The sequence below is a fragment of the Prauserella cavernicola genome (genome assembly GCF_016595675.1).
In the GTDB taxonomy this organism is placed as follows: Bacteria; Actinomycetota; Actinomycetes; order Mycobacteriales; family Pseudonocardiaceae; genus Prauserella_A; species Prauserella_A cavernicola.
Genome location: NZ_JAENJH010000006.1, coordinates 57,970 through 80,019 on the forward strand (window position 1 = coordinate 57,970; position 22,050 = coordinate 80,019).

The window sequence follows — 22,050 nt, forward strand, 5'->3', positions numbered from 1 at the left end:
ACGCGGGCAGGGCAGAGCTGGGTCAGCCCGGTAGCCCGAGCAGGTCCGCGGTGCGGGTGATCGTGTCGGCGTGGCGTAGATGCGCGGCATCGACGAGCATGCCGTCGAGCGCGGTCGCCCCTCGGCCCGCTGCTTCCGCCTCGCGGTAGGCGGCGACGAGCTCGCGGGCGTGTGCGATCTCCTCGGGGGTGGGGGAGAAGGCGGTGTTGGCGATCTCCACCTGGCTGGGGTGGATGGCCCACTTGCCGACGTAGCCCATGGCCCCGGCGCGGTCGCAGGAGGTGCGGTAGGCCTCGGGGTCGCGGTAGTTCGGGAACGGGGCGTCGATCGCGTCGATGCCGCACGAGCGGGCCGCTACGACGATACGAGCCCTGGCGTAGTGCCAGATGTCGCCGGGGTAGGGGACCAGCGGGTCGAAGTTGGTGTCGACGCGCGCGCCCTGGGAGGCGGAGAAGTCGCCTGCTCCGAAGATCACGGCTTCCAGCCGGTCGCTCGCGCGTACGATGTCTCCGACGTTCTCCAGCCCCTCGGTCTCCTCGATGAGCACCTCGAGTGCGATGCGCTCGGTGAGGCCGAGGTCGGTCTCGAGCTGGGTGAGCAGGGTGTCGACCCACCACACGTCGCGTGCTCGCCGCACCTTCGGCACGATGATCACGTCCAAGGCTTCGCGGGCCTGTGTCACGACCTCGACCACATCGCCGTAGGCCCAGTGGGTGTCGATGCCGTTCATGCGAATGGCGCGCAGAGTGCGTCCCCAGTCCAGGTCGCACAGCGCTTGCGCTGCTTTTCCTCGGGCCTCCTTGCGTTCGCTCGGCGCGCAGGCATCCTCGAGGTCGAGAAACACCAGGTCCGCGTCCGAGGCCGCGGCTTTGGCGAACATCCACTCGTTGCTGGCCGGGGTGGCCAGCTCGGAGCGACGGGGCCGGACGGTGCGGGTCATCTCAGATCACTCCGTTCTTGTGCAGTCGCTCGCGGGTGCTGTCGTCGAGCCCGAGCAGCCCGCCGTACACGCCGTCGTTGTCGGCGCCGATCGCCTTGCCGAGGTGGTCGACCTGTCCAGGCGTGCGGGAGAGCCGAGGGACAGGTCCTTGCACGCCGAGCGTCCCTAGGTCGTCGTCGGCGATCTCCACGTAGGTTCCGCGCGCCCTGATCTGCGGGTCGGCGACGAGCTGGGCCGCGTCGTACACCGGCGCGGCGGCGACCTCGGCGTCCTCGAACACCGCCATCGCCTTGTCGAGGGTGTGCTCAGCGATCCACTCGGCCATCACGCCGTCGATCTCCGCTGCGTTGCGCAGGCGTTGCTGGGCCTCGGCGAACCGCGGGTCGGTGGTGAGGTCGTCGCGTCCGACCGCGCGTAGGGCGCGCATCGCGATGGTCGGTGCGCTACCGGACATGGCCAGCCAGCGCCCGTCCTTGGTCCGGTAGGTGTTTCGTGGTGCCGAGATGTCCCAGCGGTTTCCGCCGCGATGCGGAATCGTGCCGAACCGTTCGTAGGTGAGCACCGACTGCTCGACGAGCCGGGCGAGTGGCTCGATGAGGTTCACGTCGATCAGCTGGCCTTCGCCGCTGTGCACGTCGCGGTGGTAGAGCGCCATCATCACGGCGTACGTGGCGTTGAGCGCGGCGACTCCGTCGGCGAGCATGAACGAGGGCAGCGTGGGCGGTCCGTCGGCTTCCCCGGTGAGGTGGGCGAATCCGCTCATCGCCTCGCCGAGTGTGCCGAAGCCAGGGCGGTCACTCTTCGGGCCGCCCTCGCCGAACCCGGTGACGTGCACCATCACCAGGCCCGGGTTGGCTGCGGACACCGAGGGATAGTCGAGTCCCCAGTTACGCATGGTCGATGGGCGGGCATTCATGATCAGGACGTCCGACTTCGCCGCCAACGAGCGCAACAGCTCACGGCCTTCGGCCAGGCGCAGGTTCAGGGTCGCTGTCTTCTTGTTGCGGCTCAGGCTCTTCCACATCAGGCCGACGCCGTTGTCCTGCGCACCCCAGTCCCGCATGGGGTCACCGGAGCCGGGTTGTTCGATCTTGATCACCTCAGCGCCGAACTCGGCGAGCCAGGTGGCCACGAGGGGTCCCGCGGCGAGCGTTGCCGCGTCGAGCACGCGGATCCCCTCGAGCGGGCGGGCGTTGCTGGGCATACGACGTCCTTCCTGATGTCGTGTGCGGTGATGGGTTGCAGGCCCGGGAGTCAGCCCGAGGACGGCAGGATGATCGTGAGCCACAGCAGCGCGGGCGCTGCCGCGACCACGATCCCGCCGTAGAGCAACTGGGTGCGATAGACGCGGTCACGTGCGTCCTCGGTGGCGTTGGCGATCACCGCCGCACCGTTACCCGAGAACGGGCTCACGTCGACGATCGTGGCCGAGATCGCGATCACCGCTACCACGGCGAGCACGGACATCGACGAGTTCTGCAGCAACGGAACAGCCAGCGGTGTGAGCGCCGCGATGGTGCCCGCCGAGCTGGCGAACGCCGAGACGATGCCGGCGACGTAGCCGAGCAGCAGCACGGTGAGTATCGGCGCGCCGACGTCGATCGCGAGGTCACCCAGTAGGTCGATCGCCCCGATCTGCTCCATCACCCCGATATAGGTGATCGTCCCGGTGACCAGCAGTACGACCGACCACGGGATCCGGCGGACCGCTTCGGCGTGATGCTGGTGTCGATACAGGCCGAGCACCGTGGCGAGCGTGATCGCCAGCAGACCGACATCCAGCTCCAGGATCGCGCCGACGAACAGTCCCGCGATGGCCAGTGTGGTGAGCCCGATGTCCAAGGTCAGCGCCGGCGTGGTCTTCGTCTTGGTCGCGACGCCTGCGCCGGAGGGTTCGTGCACCGATGGGGTTTCTGAGTCCTCGGGCTCCGGCCGAGCGCGGCCCAGCTTGAGCCCTCCGTAGACCAGGAACACGATCACCGCGGGTATGGCGCTGGCTGTGAAGGCGAGTGCGAAGAGCCCCCACGGGTCGCTGGGCAGCCCGCTCTGGTCGAGTACGCCCGCGACGGTGACGCCGTAGACGCTGATGGGGGACAGCGATCCCGCCGCTGCGCCGTGGACGACCAGGATGCCCATCATCGGCTGAGGAATCCGGTTCTTCGCGGCGAAGGCCAGCGCGATCGGCGCGACAATCGGAGGGGAGAACACCGCGCCGATGGCGGAAAGGAGCGCGGTGACGGCGAACATGATCCACGGGATGAACACTGTGCGGCCGCGGACCATGCGGACGGCGCTGTTGATGAGCCAGTCCACCGTGCCGTTCGCGTTGGCCACGTTGAACAGGTATGTGACCCCCACCAGGATCAACATCAGCTCCACCGGGAACCCGGCGAGCGCATCCTCGGTGGAAAGATCCGCCGCCAGGACGCCCACGGCGAAAGTGGCGCCGAGGGCGATCATGCCGAGGTTGAGGGGTCTTGTCGTGCCGAGGACGAAGGCGATGACGAGGACGACGAGAGAGACGATCTGGAGTGTCATGGGCCGGAAACCACCTTGTGGTCGGTGTTGCTGAACGACGTTGTTCAGTCCGGCGGCGTCAGTGGCCGGTGCCGGGGCGCGCGATGCCGAGGTGCTCGCGCAGGGTCGATCCCTCGTACTCGCGCCGGAACAGGCCACGCTCCTGCAGGATCGGCACGACCATGCGAACGAACTCCTCGAAAGCGCCCGGCAGGTGGGTCGCGGCGAGCACGAACCCGTCACAGCCTCGGGACTCGAACCACTCCTGCATCTGGTCGGCGACCCGCTCGGCGGTGCCGACGAACCGGGGTCCCTGCAGTAGCGTCGCTCGATGGGCTGCGAGGTCGCGCACCGTGAGGTCGTCGCGGCCGAGGTGCCGTTTCACGCCCTCGGCGAGTCCTCGAATGCCGGAGCTCGCCTCGGTCATCTCGGCGGTCACCGGATCGTCGAGATCGTGTTTGGCGAAGTCGTAGTTCATCACCTCCGAGAGCAGCGCGAGCGATGCCACCGGGTGTACGTAGGCGTCGAGGAAGAGCCGCTCCTTCTCCTCGGCGATCGCCTGTGTCTCGCCGACCACCGCGTAGGCCATCGGAAGGATCTTGACGGCCTCCGGGTCGCGGCCGGCCTCGGCGATGCGTTCCTTCTGGTCGCTGTAGTGCCGCTGCGCCACGGCGAGCCCGGGGTCAGCGGTGAAGACCAGGTCCGCCCATTCGGCCGCGAACTCACGGCCACGGCCGGATGATCCTGCCTGCAGGATCGCCGGCCGGCCCTGGGGCGTGCGCGGCACGGTGAGCGGGCCGCGCACGCGGAACCACTTGCCCTTGTGGTTGACCTCGTGAACCTTGGTGGGATCGGCGAACTCGCCGCTGTCCCGATCCATGATGAGCGCATCGTCCTCCCACGAGTCCCATAGCGCGGTGGTGGCCTCGAGGAACTCGTGTGCGCGGTCGTATCGTTCATCGTGTCCCACGTGGGCCTCGCGGCCGAAGTTCTGGCCCTCGGAGTCGTTCACCGATGTCACGACGTTCCAGGCCGCCCGTCCGCCGGAGAGGTGGTCGAGCGTGGCGAACGTGCGGGCGACGTGGAACGGCTCGTAGTACGTGGTGGAGTAGGTGGCGCCGACGCCGATCTTGCTGGTCGCCCCGACGATCCCGCCGAGAACCGCGGTGAGGTCGAGCTTGACGGGGCGGGCTCCGTGGCGCACCGCGTCCGCCACGGAGTCGCCGTAGATGCCGGGCATGGCGAGTCGGTCGTCGAAGAACACCAGATCGAACTTCCCCTGCTCCAGCGTCCGCGCGATGCGCTGGTAGTACTCCATCGACAGGAAGGAGAGGTCGGCGGAGGGGTAGCGCCACGATCCCGAATAGACGGTGACGTTTCCGGCCTGCATGAAGCCGACCAAGGTCATCTGACGTGTCATGAGCTCGTGCTCCCTCGAAGTCGGGGCTTCGGATGTAAGCTTTTACAGAAACCAAATGTAATCGATTACATTTGCGACCTAACTCATCGAACCCAATGAGCCGACCCGCTGTCAAGACCCGGGTTTCAGGTCTGTCGTCGTAGTGTTCCAGGCGCTTGACGTCTCGGGGTCGAATCATGTTCTATCGATATAGATGGAATGTAATCGATTACAGAATTGCTTGTAACGTCTTGCACGATCACGGAGCTGACTGAGCACAAAGGACTTCGGTTTCTGCGAAAGGAAGTGCGGCATGATCGCAGGTGCACAACGGGACGATGTCGGCGGGCGGTTCAGAGAGGCGATGGCCAGTTTTCCCAGTGGTGTCACGATCGTGACGACCGCCGATCCCGTTGGCCGATGGTGGGGTTTCACGGCGACGTCGTTCTGTTCGGTGTCCGCGAATCCGCCCCTCGTTCTCGTCTGCCTGTCGATCGGTGCGCGTTCACATCCGGTGTTCGCGCGGGCGACCCGCTGGCTTGTCCACGTGATCGACCCCGCCGACTCCGATCTCGCACTCCGCTTCGCCAGCAAGAGCACGGACAAGTTCGCTGATTCCGGATTCATCGTGGACGGACAGGGATTGCCGTCGCTCGAGCGCGCGGTCGTCCGGCTCGAGTGCGCGACGCACGCACGTCACCCTGGCGGAGACCACACGATTCTCGTCGGCCGTGTCGAGGACGCCCATCTGCGGTCTGGGACGCCTGCGGTGTACTACCAGCGAGGCTTCCGGTCACTCGCCGGCTGAGCTCGTCAGTGCGCCGGCGGCGGCCCGGTGGATCCGGCGAGGTACAGCTCGGCGGTGACGAACTGTTGCTGCGGCTCGGTGGCTCGCGCACCGAGGTTGCTGTCGAGCAGATTCTTGAGCTGCACCGCGGCGCGCTGAGCGAGATCCCGGTAGTTCACGGTGATCCTGGTCAGCGGAGGATCGCTCAACGCGAACCAGCTCGGATGCCCGTACACCACCAGCGAAAGCTCATCGGGCCAACGCCTGCCACTCTCGTGAATTGTCCTCGCCGCGCCGATCGAGAGCGCCCCACCGCCGACGATCAGCGCCGTGGGTGGCCTGCGGTCGGCGAGCAGTTCCTCGACGCCGCGCCGTCCGTTGTCGGTCGTCGGTTCGAGGAGCTGGACGGCGATCGCGCTCTTGCCGAGACCGGCCAGTTTCAGGCCACGACGCAGGCCGCGGAGCCTCGCCGAGCCGTTGGACAATGCCTCCGGAGTGCCGAGATAGCCGATCCGCGTGTGCCCGAGCGCGGCGAGATGCAGTACCGCTTCGGCCATGGCCTGCTCGTCCTCGCTGAACACCCCAGGCGCCGCGATCCCGCAGGCGCGGTGGAACTCCACCACGGGCAGGTTGGAGAGCAGTTGCTTGGTCGGCTCGAGAATGTGAGTGCTCGGCGAGATCACGAGCCCGGCCACCCGGCTCGCCACGAGCTCCTTGAGCTGTTGGAGCTCACGTTCTGGATCGTTCTCGGTGATCGTGAGGATCAGCTGGGTGCCGTCGGCGGACATCAGACGTGCGCATTCGGCGGCTACCGAAGAATAGGCAGGGGTGTCGACGTAGGGGATGACGAAACCGACGAAGGCGCGGCTGACATTCGCGCTGAGGGCCCTGGCCATGCGGTTCGCGACGTAGCCACGCTCCTCGGCGTGTTCCCGGATTCGCTGGGCCAGCTCAGGTCGTACGGAGGCGCTGCCATTGAGGGCCCGGGACACGGTCGCGGTGGAAACGTCGAGCTCGCTGGCGAGGTCCGCGACGCTGATCTTGGTGACTTTCCCGCGCGTACCCACAGCGGCCTCCTGTCGATGTAAGCGATTACATGGACACGGTAGGCGCCAGGCCGTGATAAGCGCAATCGCGATGTTCGGTGAGGCCTGGTCAGCGGGCCCGGCTGTTGCTTTCCCGTGTTCGCGAGAGAACGCTCGCGCCTCTGCCTTAACCTCACGGGCCGGTTGGATGGTTCATGGTCGTACATCACGTCCAAACCCCAGGACCACGTACAGCACTTTGCAGCTCGCGTGAGCCTGCGCGTTCAAGGATGGGCGGGGAGCCCCGTCGAGTTCCGCACGTGCGGCGTCTCGTTGTTCTTGCACCTGGTTGATGCTCTCGACGAGTGCGGCTTGGACGACGCCGGCCTCCGTTGCCGCCCGGAGCTTGCGCAGACGCGTTTCGGTGGCGTGACGGGCAGCAGCTGCACCGTGCGTCTAGCACAGGGCATCGCGGCGGCCGCCGGATCCTGGCCGCGACCGACACTTGTCGACATCGACATCGACATCGACAGTGGGTGCCGGCGGGCCGGGAGCAGGAGGGCTGCTTCCGGCGGGGGTGCCAGTAGGCGGAGACCCACCTTGTTGGGTGTGCCCGGGTCGCTGGTGATCGAGATCGTCGGTGTCGCGGGGCGCCCGTCGATGACGGAGGGTGACGCCGTCGGGGTGCGTGAGCCCCGTGCCGGCTGTCAGAGCGAAGACTGCTGCGAGCACCGCCGCCGGGAGACGGACGGGAGCGGCTCGGACCGGCACGAGGTCTTCCCGGTCTCGGCCAGGGAGTAGCAGGCCGTCGGCGAGAACCTGTGCCACGGGCACATTCTGGGAAGGTGTGGGCTCCGCCTCGTGGTCGCGCATGCATCCCTCCCGATGGCCCGTGCAGCCGACGACATACTGGTGTCGCCGCCGCGCCCGTGGCCGACCGGACGTGCCACGTTCACTGACCGGGCGTGCCGATCTCGTGCCGGGCGTTGCACCGGAACTGTCCGGGTGTCTGGCCGGTCGCTCGTCGGAACGCGCGATGAAAGCCGGACTCGCTGGCGAACCCGCACGCATTGGCAACGACGCTGATCGGGAGGCTCGGCGCGGCCAGAAGCATCTGTTGGGCACGGCCGATGCGGATTCGACGCAGTCGGGCGCCGAGGCCGTCTGCGCCCAGGACGCGGTAGAGCGACCGTCGGGAAAGATGGCAGGCCGCCGCGACATCGGCGACATCCAGCTGGTGGTCGGACGAGTTGGCGTACAGGTACTCGAGAATCCGTTCGAGCAGCGGTGATGGCGGCGGGACGGCTCGCTCGGTCTGGCCAGCGGCTGTCGCGGCCGTGGTGATGAGCGCGGCCACGTGGGAGGCGAACGGCGCGATCCGGTCGTTCCCGGCGCGCGCCGTTGCGCTGAGCGAGGTCAGGAAGGCCGAGACGACGGCGCCGGGAGTGCCCTCGCCGAGCGGGCGGGCGGTGCAGGTCCGGGTATCCAGGCCGGGGAGCAGCTGCTTCGGGACCCGCACGACGAGCTGGCGGAACGGACCGTCGGACTCGACCACGTAGGGGCGTGCACTGTCGTAGAAGACGATCGTGCCGGGCGCGAGCCGGGCCCGTCGGTCGTCCTGTTCGATGCGGCCGCTGCCGGCGAGCAGCACGGTCGCGAGGAGGAACTCGTCGTCGGCGGATCTGATGAGTGACCGGGTGCGTCTGACCCGTTGACCGCCCGCCGCCATTGTGGACAGGGTGATCTCGCCGCAGCGGACGTTCTCGAGCTGCCCGGAGAACGGGCCTGTCGACATCCTGTCGGCGAGCAGTCGCACATAGGTTGCGTCCAGTAGCTCCTGCCAGTGCTCGAACGTGTCGACGAGTGTGCCGCCGGGTCCTTGTGCGGCGTGAACCTTCACCAGCTGAGCATAGGATGCAGCGACATCGCGGTGGCGGGGATGACCCGAAGGTGGTCCTTCCGCACTGTCCAGGTCGAGTGGTTCAGACCATACAGTGCCGGTCGTCCCCGGGCCGGACGTCAACGCGTTCCGCACGCGGGGCCGACCGGGCACCCGGGGACGAGCGAGGTGGTAGGCGTCGTACGCCGCGATGCGTTCCTACAGGTCGCAGCGGGCTTCGGCGGGCGGCAGTGTCAGGTCGATCAGGTAGTCGGTCGCGATTTGATCGACGCACGGGCTCTGCCCGAGCAGGGCGGCCCCGTGCTGGGCCCCGTCCACGGTCAGCAGCGTGCCGTCGAGGATCCGAGCCATGTTGATGCCGCCCTGGTGAGGCGTCGCCGGGTCGTCGGTGACCGACGTGACCAGGATCGGAGGCACGTCGACGTCGCCGGTGATGAACGGCCCGGTCCGGCTCGGCGGCTCCGGCCAGGCCGCGCACTCGTGGTAGCTCTCGGAGACCGGGTTTCCGTCGTCCATGATCGGGGAGGCTTCGCGGACCTGGCGGAGCAGGTCGGCCTGGTCGGCCGGGGTTCGCCGCTCCCAGTCCATGCACCGGATCGAGCGGAACGCCTCGATCAGGCTGCCGTGGCGGCCGTCGCTGCCGCGCTGGGCGTACTGGTCGTGCAGCGCCAGCAGAAGGTCGCCGCGCCCGTCCGCCGCCTCCGTCAGCCCCCGCAGGACGACCGGGAACAGTTTCTCGGAGTACAGCCCGGAGAACACGCCGGTCGCGGCGCTCTCGTAGGTCAGGCCGCGCCCGTCGGTGGTGGGCAGAGGGTTGTCCTGCAGCGGGCGCAGCAGCGCGTGATAGGCCTCGACCGCCCGGGCCGGGTCGGTGCCCAGCGGGCAGTCGGGAGTGCTCGCGCATTGCGCGGCCATCGCGTCGAACGCCCCCTGGATCCCCACGGCCTGGGACACCGTGAACTCCGCATCGGACAATTCGGGGTCGACGGCGCCGTCGAGCAGCATGGCCCGCACGTTGTCCGGGAACGACTCGGCGTACACCGCGCCGAGTTCGGTGCCGTAGCTGTAGCCGAGGAAGGACAGCTGTTCGTCGCCCAGCGCCGCGCGCAGCACGTCCAGGTCCTGCACCGTGTCCCGGGTGCCGATGTTGACCAGCGCCTGCTCTCCGCCCGCGCTGTCGGCGCAGCGCTGCGCGATCTCCTCCGCCGCCTGCGCGTCGGGGACGTCCTCAGGCAGGAGGGTGCCGTTGAAGCCTTCGCCGCGGTCGTCCTCGGCGTTGGTGAAGCAGTCCACCCGCGGGGTGGTGGCACCCACGCCTCGGGGGTCGAACCCGACGATGTCGAAGCGTTCCCCGATGGCCATCGGGTCCCAGGTCGGCGCCATCGTGGCGGTGTGGCTCATCCCCGAACCACCGGGGCCGCCCGGGTTGACGACCAGCGATCCGATCCGCTCACCCTTGGCCTTCATCCGCAGCAGTGCGATCTCGGCCCGGGGCCCGTCGGGATCGTCGTAGTCGAGCGGGACCTGCATCCGGGCGCAGTCGAACCGGTCGTTCGCGAACAGTGCCTCGTCGGCCGCGGTCGTCGCGTACGGGGCGCACGGCTCGAACGTGAGTTGCTGGTCGTGGAACTGTGTCAGGTCCGGCGCGGATGACGCTGTCGCCTCCGGCTCCCCGGCAGGGTCCGGTTGGCCGCACGCGGTCGCCACCAAGAGCAGCGGTAATCCCACCGCTGCGAGCGCCATCGGGATACTTCGTCGCTGCACGTTTCCTCGTTTTCGTTCGGGCGGGTGCGGTCTCGCGCACTGATCCGAACGTCAGGAGACAACATGCCCTTGGGGCACCCTCAACCCCCGAACAGGTGGTCCCAGGTCCCCGGCGACGCACTCGCAGGAGGGCGAGTTTCCCTAGTCGAGGACACGGAAGCGAGACGTGCTGCGAGCAGCCGGACTCCAGGAACTCCAGAGCCGACCGGCTTAGGGCGAATCGCCGCTCGCTGCGAAGCGGCGCTGCGAACGCGTGCCGGTGACCATTCCCAGCGCGAGCTCGGCGTAGAACTCGCCGAGTTGCTCCGGCGAGTCAGGCCCGTCCGAGCGGTACCAGCGCACGAGATCGACACCGAGCGACAGCATGGCACGCACGACTCGGTGCACGTCAACGTCTGCGAAGGACCGTTCTGCCACGCCCCGTACTACGGCGTCGTGGAACGTCGCCGTCGAACACCTGCGCAGCTCGCGGATCTCCTCGTAGTGCGGGGGTGACAGGGCGGTGAGCTCGTACTGGCAGACGCGAGCGACCACGTGGTGGTGCGCGTGCCATGCGACGAACCGCCGGATCAGCGACCGTAGGTGCTCGGACGCGTCGTCGGCCGGTTCGCCGTCGTCGAGCACCTCGAGGGACCTGCGGTGTCCGGTGTGGATGATCTCGAACAGCACGTGTTCCTTCGACCGGAAGTGCACATACAGTGCGCCCGGCGACAACCCGACCGCCGACGTGATGTCCCGCGTGGTCGTGGCATGGAAGCCGTTGGCGGCGAAGCAGCGCACGCCGGAGGTCAGCAGGTTGCGGGCGACTTCGCCACGGTCGCCGTCCCACAGCTGCGACACGTCGGAATCAGAGGCGGGCGCTGCGCCATCGCCGTCGGTCCGCGCACCGGCACCCATGCCGTCCATCTACCACCTCTCCGCCATCGCCGTAGGTATCGCCGAACAGCACGAGCACCCTGTCGAGCGCGACCCACGTGTGTGGCTTGCGTCATGATAGTTGACTATCGTACCCTCCCACCAGGCTAAATGTGCGCTTAGTCAGCTTCGACCGTCCGCGTTTCATGAGCCGGAGGGAGGCACCAATGGAGGTGTCGTGCGCGTTTCCCACTGCCCTGGACACTCCCGACAACATCGCGCTTGCGGAACAGCTCGGCTTCCATCGGGCGTGGGTCTATGACACGCCGCAGCAGAGTCCGGACGTGTGGATGACGCTGGCGCTCGCCGCCGACCGGACCGAACGAATCGGTCTCGGCCCGGGCGTGCTCGTGCCGAGTCTGCGTCATCCGATGGTCAACGCGTCGGCGACCGCGACGCTGTGCGCGCTCGCGCCCGGTCGGGTGGCGGTCGCGTTCGGTACGGGTTTCAGCGGTCGTAGAGCGATGGGCTACGGCGCCGTCCGGTGGTCGTTCATGGACGCCTACATCCGCGCCTACCGCGGGTTGCTGCGCGGCGAGGTGGTCGAATGGGAGGGCGCGCGCATGCGGATGCTGCACCCCGACGGCCACGCCCCCTCCCGTCCTGTCGACGTTCCGGTGCTCGTCGGCGCGCTCGGCCCGAAGGGCGGCAAAGTCGCCGAGGAATTGGGCGACGGGTTGTTCGCCACACTGCAGATTCCGGACTACGTGGGCCAGTTCTCGTGGTCGGCGTATCTGCTGTGGGGCACGGTGCTCGACGACGACGAACCCGTGGACTCGGCGCACGCGCACTCGGCCGGAGGCCCGGGCTGGGCGTTGTCGTTGCACGGCGCCTACGAATTCGGCGGACCCGAGGCTGTGCGTGCGCTGCCCGGTGGTGACGAGTGGCTCGGCGTCATCGGAAAGTCCGCGAACGACGAACGCCATCTTTCCGTCCACAGCGGACATTGCGTCGAGCTCAATGACGCCGACGACGCCGCGTGGCGCGCGGGCGGCCACTCCACGCTCCGCGACGTCACGCTGTCCGGAACCACCGAGGAGGTCCGCCGCGGCCTCGACGACCTCGCCGCCCGCGGAGTCACGGAAGTCGTCTTCCAGCCGTGCGGGCCGGACGTGCGCACCGAGCTCGAACGCTTCCTCGACGCGGCATGCGCCTGAACCACCGACCACAGTCAATCACCTCCGAGGAGGCGTCATGAGCCGCACGGCCAGCACCATCGTGACCGACATGTCGTACACCGAGTGCCCCCGCTGGCATGACGGGCGCATCTGGTTCTCCGACTTCTACACCTACCGCGTGTACTCAGCAGCCGAGGACGGCAGCGATCTGCGGGTCGAGGCCGACGTGCCGGAGCAGCCGTCGGGGCTCGGATGGCTGCCGGACGGTCGGTTGCTGATCGTGTCCATGCGCGACCGCCGGGTGCTGCGCCGCGAGGCCAACGGAAACCTCGTCACGCACGCCGACCTGTCCGGCCACGTCGGCGGTCATCTCAACGACATGGTGGTGGACGAGCGGGGCAGGGCGTTCATCGGCGAGTTCGGCTTCGACCTCATGGGAGGCGCGGCACTGGCCACGGCCGGGATGGTGCGCGTCGACCCGGACGGCACGGTGCGGAAGGTGGCCGACGACATGTGGTTCCCCAACGGCAGTGTGATCACCGACGACGGCACGCTGCTGGTGTGCGAAACGTTCGGCAACCGCGTCACGGCGTTCGACATCGCCGACGACGGCACGCTCACTGGGCGCAGGGTGTGGGCGACGTTCGGCGAGCAGCCGACCGAGGTGGAACTCGACAAGCTGCTCGCGCAGGTCGTGGTCGGCGCTGACGGGTGCTGCCTGGACGCCGACGGTTCATTGTGGATCGCCGACGCCGTAGGCGGGCGCGTCATCCGCGTGCGCGAAGGCGGCGAGATCGACGAAGAGGTCCGCACCGGCAGCGGCGTATTCGCGTGCATGCTCGGCGGGCAGGACGGGCGCACGTTGTTCCTGTCCTGCGCGCCGGACTTCCACGAGGACGCACGCAAGCAGGCACGGGAGGGCAGTCTCCTCAGTGCCCGCGTCGATACACCCCGTGCCGGCCGCCCCTAGGTTGGCTCTCGCGGGTTGACTCTCACCGCGCAGTCCCACCGGTTCGCTCGGCTCCTCGATCACTGGGGGATCGAGGAGCCGAGCGTGGTCGCGTCGACATCGACGGGCACTGGGAACGCGGCCTACGACCGGCAGGACCGCCAGCTGGCCGAGGTCGACCTCCTCGCGCTGCCCGAGCAGCGTCTTCGACGATCGCTACGCCCAGTAGGCCCCTGCGATTCTGTGTTGTGGTGGCTTGGCGGTGCTGCGACTCAGCTTCGCCGTCAGCTGGTGCGCCCACACCGCCACCCACATCGCCTGGCAGGGGCCGCCGTCTGTGTCGCGTCCCTGGGTCTCCGCGCCGGGAGCGACCCGGGCGTCGGTTCGCCCCTTCCATGCTCCCCTCACCAGGAAAGCAACGGCTATCCTGGTGAGGGAGTGGAGGGAGTTGACCGTGACGGACGAGGAGCTGACCGTCGAGTTTTCGCTCGCCCGGCTCGACCACCCCGAGCTCGACCTCGAGGAGATCGCGGCGCTCGTCGTGCGCAGGATGGGCCCGGACCAGATGCTTGACCTGGCCGCCCGCAATCTCGCCACACGTGGCGAGTTGCGAGGCGCCGCTTTCCACACCGCCGTCGAGCACGTATTGCGTGTGGTGCTGCTCGTGCGCGGGCCCAGCGACTGAATCCGGCAGTCGGCTCGGAAACGTACCGAGCACGCTCTCGCACAGGCGAGTGGATCACCTGCCACGACACGCTGCCCGACACCGGCGACCCGCATGGAACCCAGGCCCCGAGCACGAACAGCGTTGGCCCCGCGGCTCGAACAACCCGTGCGGTGAGCGAGCGGGTGCTGCTGCCGCGGTGGTGGCGCCTAGAGCCGTGCGAGCTCGTCGTCGGTGATCCACGCGCCGTGGAAGCCGGCCGGGACCCTCCGAGGCAGGGTCACGGAGGCGACCGGCCTGCCGCCGACGTCGGTGGCGTCGAGCACGAGAAGCCTCGAACCACCGCCGTCGCGCCGGCTGGCGATGCTGAGCAGCCATCCGTCGTCCTCGGCGCGGTCGGGAGCGGCCGACGGTACGAAGACCGCCTCGCCGGCGACGACGTCGGGGCCGAGCGCGTGCTCGGCGACCACCCCGGCGTCCGCATCGAGCTTGACGATCGCCGTGGCGGAAGGGCCGCCACCGGAGACGGCGTAGCGGTACCGGGCGATGCGCCCGACGCGGTCGTCGTCAACGGTGGGGAACTCGATCCCTCGGTCGTCCATTGTGGTCTCGCTGACGGCGCCGGCGACCGGGTCGAGCACCCAGCGGTGGAGGCGGGCCAGGCCGCTGTTGGCCGCCGCGGCGGCAGGACCGGCGGGGTCGGGGTGCGCGGGGACACCGGTCGAGGCGGACGGGTCGCCGGTGCGCGCCCACGCCCGCGCCGCGTCCGCGCCCGCATACCGGGCGGCGTCGAGCACCACCCGGCCTGCCGCGTCGGTGTGGGCGTTGCCGACGTGGAAGACGTAGGACGGGTCGACGTCGTACCAGCGCACCTCGCCCGGCCGGTCGAGCGGCATCACACCAATCCGGGCACCGTAGGACTCGTCCCAGTCGAAGGGCAGCGGATGGTCGATCCGAGCCGGGTTGAACGTCATCGGCAGGTCGAGGAACACCGCGTGCCGATCGGTGATCGCGAAGTCGTGCATCATCGTCGGGCCGGGAACGGAGATCGGTGCGCTCGCCACGAGGTCGCCCGCGGCGGTGAGCCGGTGGTACGTGACGAACGGGGCCACCACGCTGTAGCCGAAAAAGTGCAGATCGCCGGTCACCGGATCGGTCTTGGGGTGCGCGGTCATCGAGGTGGTGAGCCGACCGCCGAAGTCGCTGGTGCCCAGGGTCTCCAGTTCCGGCGTGAGCACGTGCGGCAGGCCGCTCTCGACGAGTGTCAGGATCTTGCCGGCGTGAGCGATGACGCTCGTGTTCGCCTCGCCGACGGTGATGTCGGGGCTGCCGTCGGGGCGCATCGCGGGCTCCCCGGCCAGTGCCTTCGTCCGCACCCACCGGTTGCGGTACCACCGTGCGTGGCCCTGGTCGATGCGGATGCCGTGCACCATCCCGTGGCCCGCGAACCAGTGCTTCGACGGCTGTCCTGGCAGTGGGTTGGGGCCGTTGCGCAGGTAGCGGCCGACCAGCTCGGGCGGCAGTGCGCCCTCGACGGGCAGATCGACGGCGTCGATCTCGTCGGGCACCGGAGCGAGGTGACCGGTCACGTGCAGGGGGGTGGCTGGTGTGGAGGTGTTGTTCATGCACTCCATGAAAGGGCGATCCGGCGTCGGTTCGCAGGGCTGAAACGGCCATGACGAGGGGAAAACCGGACACTACTGGTGGCCGGCTCCGCGCGCCTGTGACGGCGTGCGACCGGTCCACCGGGCGTAGGCACGCCGGAACTCGCGGCTGTCGCCGAAACCGACTTCGGTCGCCACCTCGCTGACCGGCACCGGCGAGTGACGCAGCAGCGACGTCGCGCGGCGCTCGCGGACCCGGTTCGCGACGTCGCGGAAGCGCACTCCGGCCTCGGCCAGCCTGCGGTGCAGGGTCCGCTCGGTCACGTGCAGCCGCTCGGCGACGTCCCGCATGCTCAGCGGCCGCCGCAGGTGCCCGGCGAGCAGCGTCTCGAGCGAGGCGACGAGGTCGGAGGGCGGGTCGCCCGGGGCGAGCATGGCGCGGCTGGCCTCGATGGCCGCCCGCCGCGTCGGCTCGTGCCTGGTCGTGATCCGGCGTTCCATCAGCGCGGCAGGGATGACCATGCGGTTCGCCTCGGCGCGGAACGTGATCGGACACCTGAAGGACTGGTGGTAGCGCGCGGCGTGCGCAGGCGGTGCGTAGGTGAGGTCGACCCGCAGCGGCGCCCAGGTCGGGTCTGCCAGCATCGAACGGATGACCATGACGGTGCTGATCAGGGCCTCTTCGCACAGGAACGCCACCAGCTCGGGGTCCGGCCAGCGTTCCCAGAACCGGACTCCGATCCGGTCCCCGAGGTCCTCGCGCTCGACGTCGAGCAGGCTGCCCGAGGCCTGATGCAGCTCCTCGGCGAGGGTGAGCCCTTCACCGAGGGTCTCGGACGCCCGCATCGCCACACCGAGCAGTCCGAAGGACAGCAGCACATCCCGCTCACCGATGTCCAGCCCGAGCGCACGGCCCGGCATCGCGGCGAGCGCGCGGCGCAGCACCGTGCGCGCCTGCTGCAGCGAGACGCGCGCGCCGGGCGCATAGAGCAGAGCGGGATCGAGTCCCGTCCCGGAGAGCCACGACGGCACCGAGAGTCCCTCGTGGCGCCCGATGTCCAGGACCGCGGCCAGGACAGTCGGGGGGATCACCGCCCGGTCCGGAGAGTCGATCGACGGTCCGACCGACGCCATCGGTGACCCCCTCCTCGTCCACCCCGCGCCCGCAGAGCGCGGCAACGATCTTATCGCCGCGGCGACCGCACGTGGAGTACGAGCTGACCGATCGTCGTCAGGCTCGGAGCGGAGTCGGCGCGGCGGCCCGGGCGGCGCTTCCGGATCCCGTGGCGTTGGCCTCCTCGGTGTCGGCCCAGTCGGCGAGCAGCCTGAGAGCGTCAGCGGTGGGCGTGCCGGCTTCGGCGGTGTGGACGGTCATCGAGAGCCCCGGGTCGGAGGGCAGGTCGAGGGTTTCGAAAACGAGGTCGAGTTCGCCGACGACGGGGTGGTTCAACCTCTTGGCGCCGGTGCGGTGGAAGCCCACGTTGTGCGTCGCCCACCGCCGCCGGAACGCCTCGCTCCGGGCGGAGAGCTCGCCGACCAGCTCGGCCAGCTCCGGGTCGTCGGGGGTGCGCCCCGCCTCGTGCTGCAGGCTGGCGGTGATGTGGTCGGCGGCGTCGTCCCAGTCGCGGAAGAAGCCCTGGGCGGCAGGATCGAGGTAGACGAAGCGCGCGATGTTCGGGCGGCCGCTCCGATCGGCGAACAGGGGGCCGCCGAGCGCCAGGCCGAGCCGGTTCGTCGCGAGGATGTCGTGGCGGTCGTTGCGCACCCAGGCGGGCGCCTCGGTCATGGCGTCGAGGATCTGCTGCACGGGGCCGCGCACCTGGGGGAGCGGGGCGTCCCGGCGGTCCGCGGCCGACGCACCCGTCGTGCGGGCGAGGTTGAACAGGTGCTCACGCTCCGCCTCGTCGAGCTGGAGCGCCCGTGCCACCGCGTCGAGCACGCTGTCGGATGCGCCGCCGAGGTACTTGCCGCGTTCCAGCCGCACGTAGTAGTCGACGCTGACGCCTGCCAGCAGCGCGACCTCCTCGCGCCGCAGGCCCGCCACGCGTCGCCTGTTGCCGTAGGCCGGCAGGCCGGCCTGTTCGGGCGTGATGCGGGCGCGCCGTGAGGACAGGAAGTCCCGGATAGAGCGGTCGCTCATGCCCCGATGGTACGCGAGCGATCACCGTGAGGGGGGTTGTCGCAGTACCCGTCACAGCCGGTCCTGTTCGCCGCACGGGACCGGTGTTTCCGTGGAGTCCATGAACGAGATCGCGCCGGAAGACGGCGCCTTCCCACTCGATCGGGCTCACTGGAGGTGGACGTGACACCGCATCGGCTGACGTTGCCGGTCCTGCTGACCGCGACCTTCATGGGGTTCCTCGACTCCTTCATCGTCATCGTCGCCGTCCCGTCGATCGCCGACGAGCTGCAGGTCTCGATCGCCGACACCCAGCTCGTCCTGTCGATCTACGTCGTCACCTACGGCGCGGCGCTCGTGATCGGCGGTCGCCTCGGCGACCGGTTCGGCCGGCGCACGGTGTTCGGGCTGGGCATGGGGGCGTTCACGCTCTCCTCCCTCGGCTGTGCACTCGCACCGGACCTCGAGGTGCTCGTCGTCATGCGTGCACTGCAGGGGATCGCCGCCGCGCTGATGCTGGCTCAGGTTCTCGCCACGATCCAGGCCGTCTACGAGGGTGAGGCCCGCCGCCGTGCGGTACTGGCCTACACAACCGTGCTCGGCGCCGCGGCGACGCTCGGCCAGCTGATCGGTGGTGGCCTGCTCGCCCTCGACGTCGCCGGTACCGGCTGGCGTGCGCTGTTCGCCGTCAACGTGCCCATCGGTGTCGCCGCGCTCGTCCTCGTCAACCGCACGATCCCGCAGACACGCGCCCGCGGGCCAGTGCCGATCGACGTGCTCGGTGGTGTCGTGCTCGCGGCCGCACTGATCCCGCTCCTGCTGGGCCTGGGCCTCGGTCCGGACCGGGACTGGCCGGTGCTCGCCTGGGTGCTGATCGTCCTCGGCGCGGTGGTCGGCGTCCTGCTGCCTTTCGTCGAGCGCCGCGCCGTCGCTCCGCTGCTGTCCGGGCAGCTCCTGCGACAGCGTCCGGTGCGCCTGGGCCTCGTCGCGACTCTGGCCTTCTACGCGGGCAACAGCGCGACCCTGCTGGGCCTGACGCTGTTCCTGCAGGACGGACTCGGGATCGACGCCCTCGGTGCCGGGATCGCCTACCTCCCGCTCGGCCTCGCCTACCTGGTCAGCACGCTCGCCGGCCGCAGGTCCGGCGCCCCGAGCGGACCGCAGGCGATGCTGTGGGGCTCACTGGTGATGTTCGTCGGTCTCGCGGCCGCGATCATCGCAGGCCTCGCCGGCGCCGGTCCGGTCGTCGTCTCGCTCCTGCTCGCCGGCTTCGGCGCCGGGATGGGATTCGTCTACCCGGCGATCGTCGCGTCCGTGCTCGCCCGCGTGCGCCCTGGTGACGAGGGCGCCGCCTCCGGCGTCCTGCTCACGACCACGCAGATCGCCAACGCAGTGGGCTTCGCGGTCGTCACCGCGGCCTGGAACGCGACCGAGTCACTGGCCGCCTCTCTCGGCATCGCGACGGTGCTCCTGCTCGGCGTCGCTGCCGTCGGGACCCGGATGCGCGCCGGTGTGAAGGACCGGTCGCAACTGTCAGAAGACCCGCAGAGCGCGACGCGCGCGCTGCACGCCACCACTATCAACCACAAGGAGTGACAGTGCTTTTCCCCGCGAACGAGACGAACCTGCAGCACCACACCTTCGCTCAGCTGATCGACGGCGAGCTGGTGCCGGGAGCCGGCACCTCGGAGGTGATCGATCCTGGAACGGGCGAGGCGATCGCGATCGCCCCGGCCGCGGACGACGACCAGGTCGGCGTGGCGGTCGACGCCGCGCAGACCGCCTTCCGGACCTGGCGCCGCACACCACTCGCGGAGCGCGCCACCGCCCTGCGGCGCATCGCCGACGCGGTCGAGGAGCACGCCGACGAGTTCGCGCGGGTCCTGGCCCTCGAGACCGGGAAGCCGCTGGCCATGGCGCGCGACATGGAGCTGGACTGGGCCATCAGGTGGGTGCGGCACTTCGCCGAGCTGGACCTGACACCCGAGGTGCTGCGCACCGACGAGGACTACCGGGTCGAGCGCCACCACGAGCCGCTCGGCGTCGTCGCCGCCATCGTGCCGTGGAACTTCCCGTTGTTTCAGAGCCTGTACAAGATCGCGCCGGCCATCCTCGCGGGCAACACCGTGGTCCTCAAGCCCGCGCCGACCACGCCGCTGCACGCGCTGTTCCTCGGCGAGCTGCTGCGCGAGATCCTGCCGGCCGGCGTCGTCAACATCCTGGGCGACGGCGCCCCCGGCAGCAGCGTCGGCCCGACGCTGGCCAACCACCCCGCGGTCCGGTTGGTGTCGTTCACCGGCTCGACGGCCGCCGGCAGGAAGGTGCTCAGCGGTGCGTCCTCGACCATCAAGCGGGTCGTGCTGGAACTGGGTGGCAATGACGCGGCCATCGTCCTGCCGGACGCCGATGTCGAGACGGTGGCACCGCAGATCTTCACGTGGACCTTCAACTACGCCGGTCAGCTCTGCGTCGGCATCAAGCGGATCTTCGTCCCGGACGCGATGTACGAGCGGTTCGCCGAGATCTTCGCCGAGCTCGCCGTCTCGCGGCCGCTGGGCCACGCGCTCGACGCTGACGCCGACGCCGCCTTCGGTCCACTCCAGAACGCCGCGCAGTTCGAGCGAGTGAAGGGATACCTGGCACAGGCGCACGCCGACGGCAAGGTGATCGCCGGCGGCACCGTGGACCCGCGCCCGGGATACTTCGTTCCGCCCACCGTGGTGCGCGACATCGGTGACGACAGCGTCCTGGTACGCGAGGAAACCTTCGGGCCGGTGCGCTCCCTGCTGCGCTACTCCGACCTCGACGACGCCGTCGCCAGGGCCAACGACACCACTTACGGGCTCGGCAACTCCGTCTGGGCAACCGACACGATCGCCGCGGCGCGAGTGGCCGAGCGGTTGGAGAGCGGCACGGTGTGGATCAACACCCACGTCGGCGCCTACCCCGAGGTGCCGTTCGGCGGGCTCAAGCAGTCCGGCGTCGGCACGGAGTTCGGCATCCAGGGCCTGCACGAGTTCGTGGAGAACAAGGTCATCTACGTTCCGGTGGCCTGACGCGGCGAGGCGGGGAACGGGCGGGAACAGTGTGGCCGCGGTCGGCACGGTCACCGGCTGCGCGGCCTCCTCGACCTCGCGCGGCGCTCAGGACCGGTACCCCAGCGAGCGCTGGGGTACCGGTCCTGAGCCGCACCTGGACCTAACCGGGACCACCATCATCGCGACCACGCCACCGTGCACGGCCCTCGGACAAACCCCGCCGACTCAGCAAACGGCGCTACCGGCGCGCTACGCCTCCCGGGAACCTCGTCGGACACCGTTCGGTCACATCCGTGTGCCTTCGACGGCGCATCCAGCAGGTGGGCGCGAACTCGGAGTAAGCGTCCCGGAACCGACGTCCCCGATTGGAGTGTCCACAATGGGTTACCCACCTCAGGGTCCATTCCCCTACGCGCACTACGGATACACGCCCGGTCGCCGATTCCCCTGTCACGATGGCTCCGCATGGCGACTTTCGCCGCCGGTCTTTCTGGGTTCGCATCCTGGTCACGACAGGAGGTCGTCGATGAGGAGTTATCGCCCTACGAGGCCGCGGCGGGCGCCGATGGCATCGTCGGTGCACATTGGTTCTCCCTTTGCCAGGCCGAGCGGTTAGCCTGCCGCCCCCACCGCGCGGCGAAACAACCCGCGCAGCAGCGCGAAGAGTTCGTCCTCCTCCTCGGGCTGGTGTTCGCGTGAGAAGAGCAGGTAACAGTTGCGTTCGTACATGAAGCACAGGGCGATCAGCGCGGGCCTGGTAGCGCCGAAGTTCGGTAGCAACCCGGCGGCCTGGTCTCGTTCGGCGGCGATGACGAGTACCTCGCCGCAGTTGAGGAAGTAGTCCTGCCAGGACTGGCGGAAGGCCGCGTCTCGGACGGCGAGCTCGAACGCCGCGCAGACCAGCGCCGGCTGAGTGCGCCACGTGTGTGAGACGACCTCGAGAAAGGTGTCGAGTGTGTCGGCGAAGGTGCGACCAGGTTGGTCCCTGATCTCCGCGGACAGCGTCCGGGTCAGGCGCTGGAGCACCGCTCTGAGGATGGCTTCCTTGCTGTCGAAGTAGAAGTAGACCGATGGCCGCGACAGTCCGGCACCACTGGCGATGCGTTCGATAGTGATCTCAGCGAGCGGGGTCATCGCGGTGAGAAGTCGCTGGGCGCTGTCCAGCAAGGCGATTTCTTGCTGGTCACCGCGGCTCCGTGAGGGTCGGCGACGGCCAGGCGTCGTGACGTCGTCGTTCGATTCCGCACTCATGCCAGCACTGTAATCACTGAAGAGCCCGACACAGTCAACACCATGTCGAGTATCGTCGAC

The 22,050-nt window shown here is 69.1% G+C and carries 19 protein-coding genes; 7 read left to right on the forward strand and 12 right to left on the reverse strand.

The annotated features are described in order from the left end of the window. Nucleotides 1–22: 22 nt before the first annotated feature. Genes JHE00_RS22640 through JHE00_RS22655 form a run of 4 tightly spaced genes read right to left on the reverse strand, consistent with a single transcriptional unit; the run spans nt 23 to nt 4,877 of the window. Nucleotides 23–940, reverse strand: a complete 918-nt coding sequence (locus tag JHE00_RS22640) for an HpcH/HpaI aldolase/citrate lyase family protein (RefSeq protein WP_200321444.1) — start codon at nt 938–940, stop codon at nt 23–25. Between the two features lies 1 nt (nt 941). Beyond that, nucleotides 942–2,144, reverse strand: a complete 1,203-nt coding sequence (locus JHE00_RS22645) for a CaiB/BaiF CoA transferase family protein (protein WP_200321446.1) — start codon at nt 2,142–2,144, stop codon at nt 942–944. Between the two features lie 50 nt (nt 2,145–2,194). Next, a complete protein-coding gene (locus JHE00_RS22650; protein ID WP_200321448.1) occupies nt 2,195–3,478 on the reverse strand; it encodes an SLC13 family permease in 1,284 nt (427 codons plus the stop codon). A gap of 58 nt (nt 3,479–3,536) precedes the next feature. Beyond that, nucleotides 3,537–4,877, reverse strand: coding sequence for an LLM class flavin-dependent oxidoreductase (locus tag JHE00_RS22655; protein ID WP_230424813.1), 1,341 nt, complete (start codon nt 4,875–4,877; stop codon nt 3,537–3,539). A gap of 292 nt (nt 4,878–5,169) precedes the next feature. Here JHE00_RS22655 and JHE00_RS22660 point away from each other — a divergent pair, with 292 nt between their 5' ends. Beyond that, a complete protein-coding gene (locus tag JHE00_RS22660; RefSeq protein WP_200321450.1) occupies nt 5,170–5,664 on the forward strand; it encodes a flavin reductase family protein in 495 nt (164 codons plus the stop codon). A 5-nt stretch (nt 5,665–5,669) separates the two neighbouring features. Here the strand turns inward: JHE00_RS22660 and JHE00_RS22665 are convergent, their stop codons facing one another. Continuing rightward, nucleotides 5,670–6,710: a LacI family DNA-binding transcriptional regulator gene (locus JHE00_RS22665; protein ID WP_200321452.1), complete on the reverse strand. Its 1,041-nt coding sequence runs from the start codon at nt 6,708–6,710 to the stop codon at nt 5,670–5,672. A 567-nt stretch (nt 6,711–7,277) separates the two neighbouring features. Between JHE00_RS22665 and JHE00_RS22670 the strand changes: the two genes are divergently transcribed. Continuing rightward, nucleotides 7,278–7,469, forward strand: coding sequence for a hypothetical protein (locus tag JHE00_RS22670; RefSeq protein ID WP_200321454.1), 192 nt, complete (start codon nt 7,278–7,280; stop codon nt 7,467–7,469). Nucleotides 7,470–7,620: 151 nt separating this feature from the next. Here JHE00_RS22670 and JHE00_RS22675 read toward each other — a convergent pair whose 3' ends face one another. The 3 genes from JHE00_RS22675 to JHE00_RS22685 all read right to left on the reverse strand — a co-directional run bounded on the left by JHE00_RS22675 (nt 7,621) and on the right by JHE00_RS22685 (nt 11,238). Next, entirely contained in the window at nt 7,621–8,568 is a 948-nt protein-coding gene (locus tag JHE00_RS22675) for an AraC-like ligand-binding domain-containing protein (protein ID WP_200321456.1), read from the reverse strand. A gap of 198 nt (nt 8,569–8,766) precedes the next feature. Further along, nucleotides 8,767–10,332: an alpha/beta hydrolase gene (locus JHE00_RS22680; RefSeq protein ID WP_200321458.1), complete on the reverse strand. Its 1,566-nt coding sequence runs from the start codon at nt 10,330–10,332 to the stop codon at nt 8,767–8,769. Between the two features lie 210 nt (nt 10,333–10,542). Beyond that, on the reverse strand, nt 10,543–11,238 hold the full coding sequence (locus JHE00_RS22685; protein WP_200321460.1) for a TetR/AcrR family transcriptional regulator: 696 nt from the start codon (nt 11,236–11,238) through the stop codon (nt 10,543–10,545). A 176-nt stretch (nt 11,239–11,414) separates the two neighbouring features. Between JHE00_RS22685 and JHE00_RS22690 the strand changes: the two genes are divergently transcribed. The 3 genes from JHE00_RS22690 (at nt 11,415) to JHE00_RS22700 (ending at nt 13,999) form a co-directional block, all read left to right on the forward strand. Continuing rightward, nucleotides 11,415–12,404, forward strand: a complete 990-nt coding sequence (locus JHE00_RS22690; RefSeq protein WP_200321463.1) for an LLM class flavin-dependent oxidoreductase — start codon at nt 11,415–11,417, stop codon at nt 12,402–12,404. Between the two features lie 37 nt (nt 12,405–12,441). Then, nucleotides 12,442–13,335, forward strand: coding sequence for an SMP-30/gluconolactonase/LRE family protein (locus JHE00_RS22695; protein WP_200321465.1), 894 nt, complete (start codon nt 12,442–12,444; stop codon nt 13,333–13,335). A 433-nt stretch (nt 13,336–13,768) separates the two neighbouring features. Further along, nucleotides 13,769–13,999 (forward strand): hypothetical protein, encoded by a 231-nt coding sequence (locus JHE00_RS22700; RefSeq protein ID WP_200321467.1) that lies wholly within the window; start codon nt 13,769–13,771, stop codon nt 13,997–13,999. A 188-nt stretch (nt 14,000–14,187) separates the two neighbouring features. Here JHE00_RS22700 and JHE00_RS22705 read toward each other — a convergent pair whose 3' ends face one another. From JHE00_RS22705 to JHE00_RS22715, 3 genes are all read right to left on the reverse strand, one after another. Beyond that, on the reverse strand, nt 14,188–15,603 hold the full coding sequence (locus JHE00_RS22705; protein ID WP_200321469.1) for a carotenoid oxygenase family protein: 1,416 nt from the start codon (nt 15,601–15,603) through the stop codon (nt 14,188–14,190). Between the two features lie 72 nt (nt 15,604–15,675). Continuing rightward, nucleotides 15,676–16,716, reverse strand: coding sequence for an AraC family transcriptional regulator (locus JHE00_RS22710; RefSeq protein ID WP_200321470.1), 1,041 nt, complete (start codon nt 16,714–16,716; stop codon nt 15,676–15,678). Between the two features lie 97 nt (nt 16,717–16,813). After that, on the reverse strand, nt 16,814–17,722 hold the full coding sequence (locus tag JHE00_RS22715) for a helix-turn-helix domain-containing protein (protein ID WP_200321472.1): 909 nt from the start codon (nt 17,720–17,722) through the stop codon (nt 16,814–16,816). A 162-nt stretch (nt 17,723–17,884) separates the two neighbouring features. Between JHE00_RS22715 and JHE00_RS22720 the strand changes: the two genes are divergently transcribed. Continuing rightward, nucleotides 17,885–19,297: an MFS transporter gene (locus JHE00_RS22720; protein WP_200321474.1), complete on the forward strand. Its 1,413-nt coding sequence runs from the start codon at nt 17,885–17,887 to the stop codon at nt 19,295–19,297. A gap of 2 nt (nt 19,298–19,299) precedes the next feature. Next, nucleotides 19,300–20,757: an aldehyde dehydrogenase family protein gene (locus JHE00_RS22725; protein ID WP_200321476.1), complete on the forward strand. Its 1,458-nt coding sequence runs from the start codon at nt 19,300–19,302 to the stop codon at nt 20,755–20,757. A 594-nt stretch (nt 20,758–21,351) separates the two neighbouring features. On the opposite strand, the gene JHE00_RS22730 is transcribed toward JHE00_RS22725, so the two are convergent. Further along, nucleotides 21,352–21,990 (reverse strand): TetR/AcrR family transcriptional regulator, encoded by a 639-nt coding sequence (locus tag JHE00_RS22730; protein WP_200321478.1) that lies wholly within the window; start codon nt 21,988–21,990, stop codon nt 21,352–21,354. Nucleotides 21,991–22,050: the final 60 nt, after the last annotated feature.

Coding starts and splice junctions, on each gene's coding strand:
- JHE00_RS22640 (WP_200321444.1), bottom strand. CDS start 940: ATGACCCGCACCGTCCGGCCCCGTCGCTCCGAGCTGGCCACCCCGGCC.
- JHE00_RS22645 (WP_200321446.1), bottom strand. CDS start 2,144: ATGCCCAGCAACGCCCGCCCGCTCGAGGGGATCCGCGTGCTCGACGCG.
- JHE00_RS22650 (WP_200321448.1), bottom strand. CDS start 3,478: ATGACACTCCAGATCGTCTCTCTCGTCGTCCTCGTCATCGCCTTCGTC.
- JHE00_RS22655 (WP_230424813.1), bottom strand. CDS start 4,877: ATGACACGTCAGATGACCTTGGTCGGCTTCATGCAGGCCGGAAACGTC.
- JHE00_RS22660 (WP_200321450.1), top strand. CDS start 5,170: ATGATCGCAGGTGCACAACGGGACGATGTCGGCGGGCGGTTCAGAGAG.
- JHE00_RS22685 (WP_200321460.1), bottom strand. CDS start 11,238: ATGGACGGCATGGGTGCCGGTGCGCGGACCGACGGCGATGGCGCAGCG.
- JHE00_RS22690 (WP_200321463.1), top strand. CDS start 11,415: ATGGAGGTGTCGTGCGCGTTTCCCACTGCCCTGGACACTCCCGACAAC.
- JHE00_RS22695 (WP_200321465.1), top strand. CDS start 12,442: ATGAGCCGCACGGCCAGCACCATCGTGACCGACATGTCGTACACCGAG.
- JHE00_RS22705 (WP_200321469.1), bottom strand. CDS start 15,603: ATGAACAACACCTCCACACCAGCCACCCCCCTGCACGTGACCGGTCAC.
- JHE00_RS22710 (WP_200321470.1), bottom strand. CDS start 16,716: ATGGCGTCGGTCGGACCGTCGATCGACTCTCCGGACCGGGCGGTGATC.
- JHE00_RS22715 (WP_200321472.1), bottom strand. CDS start 17,722: ATGAGCGACCGCTCTATCCGGGACTTCCTGTCCTCACGGCGCGCCCGC.
- JHE00_RS22730 (WP_200321478.1), bottom strand. CDS start 21,990: ATGAGTGCGGAATCGAACGACGACGTCACGACGCCTGGCCGTCGCCGA.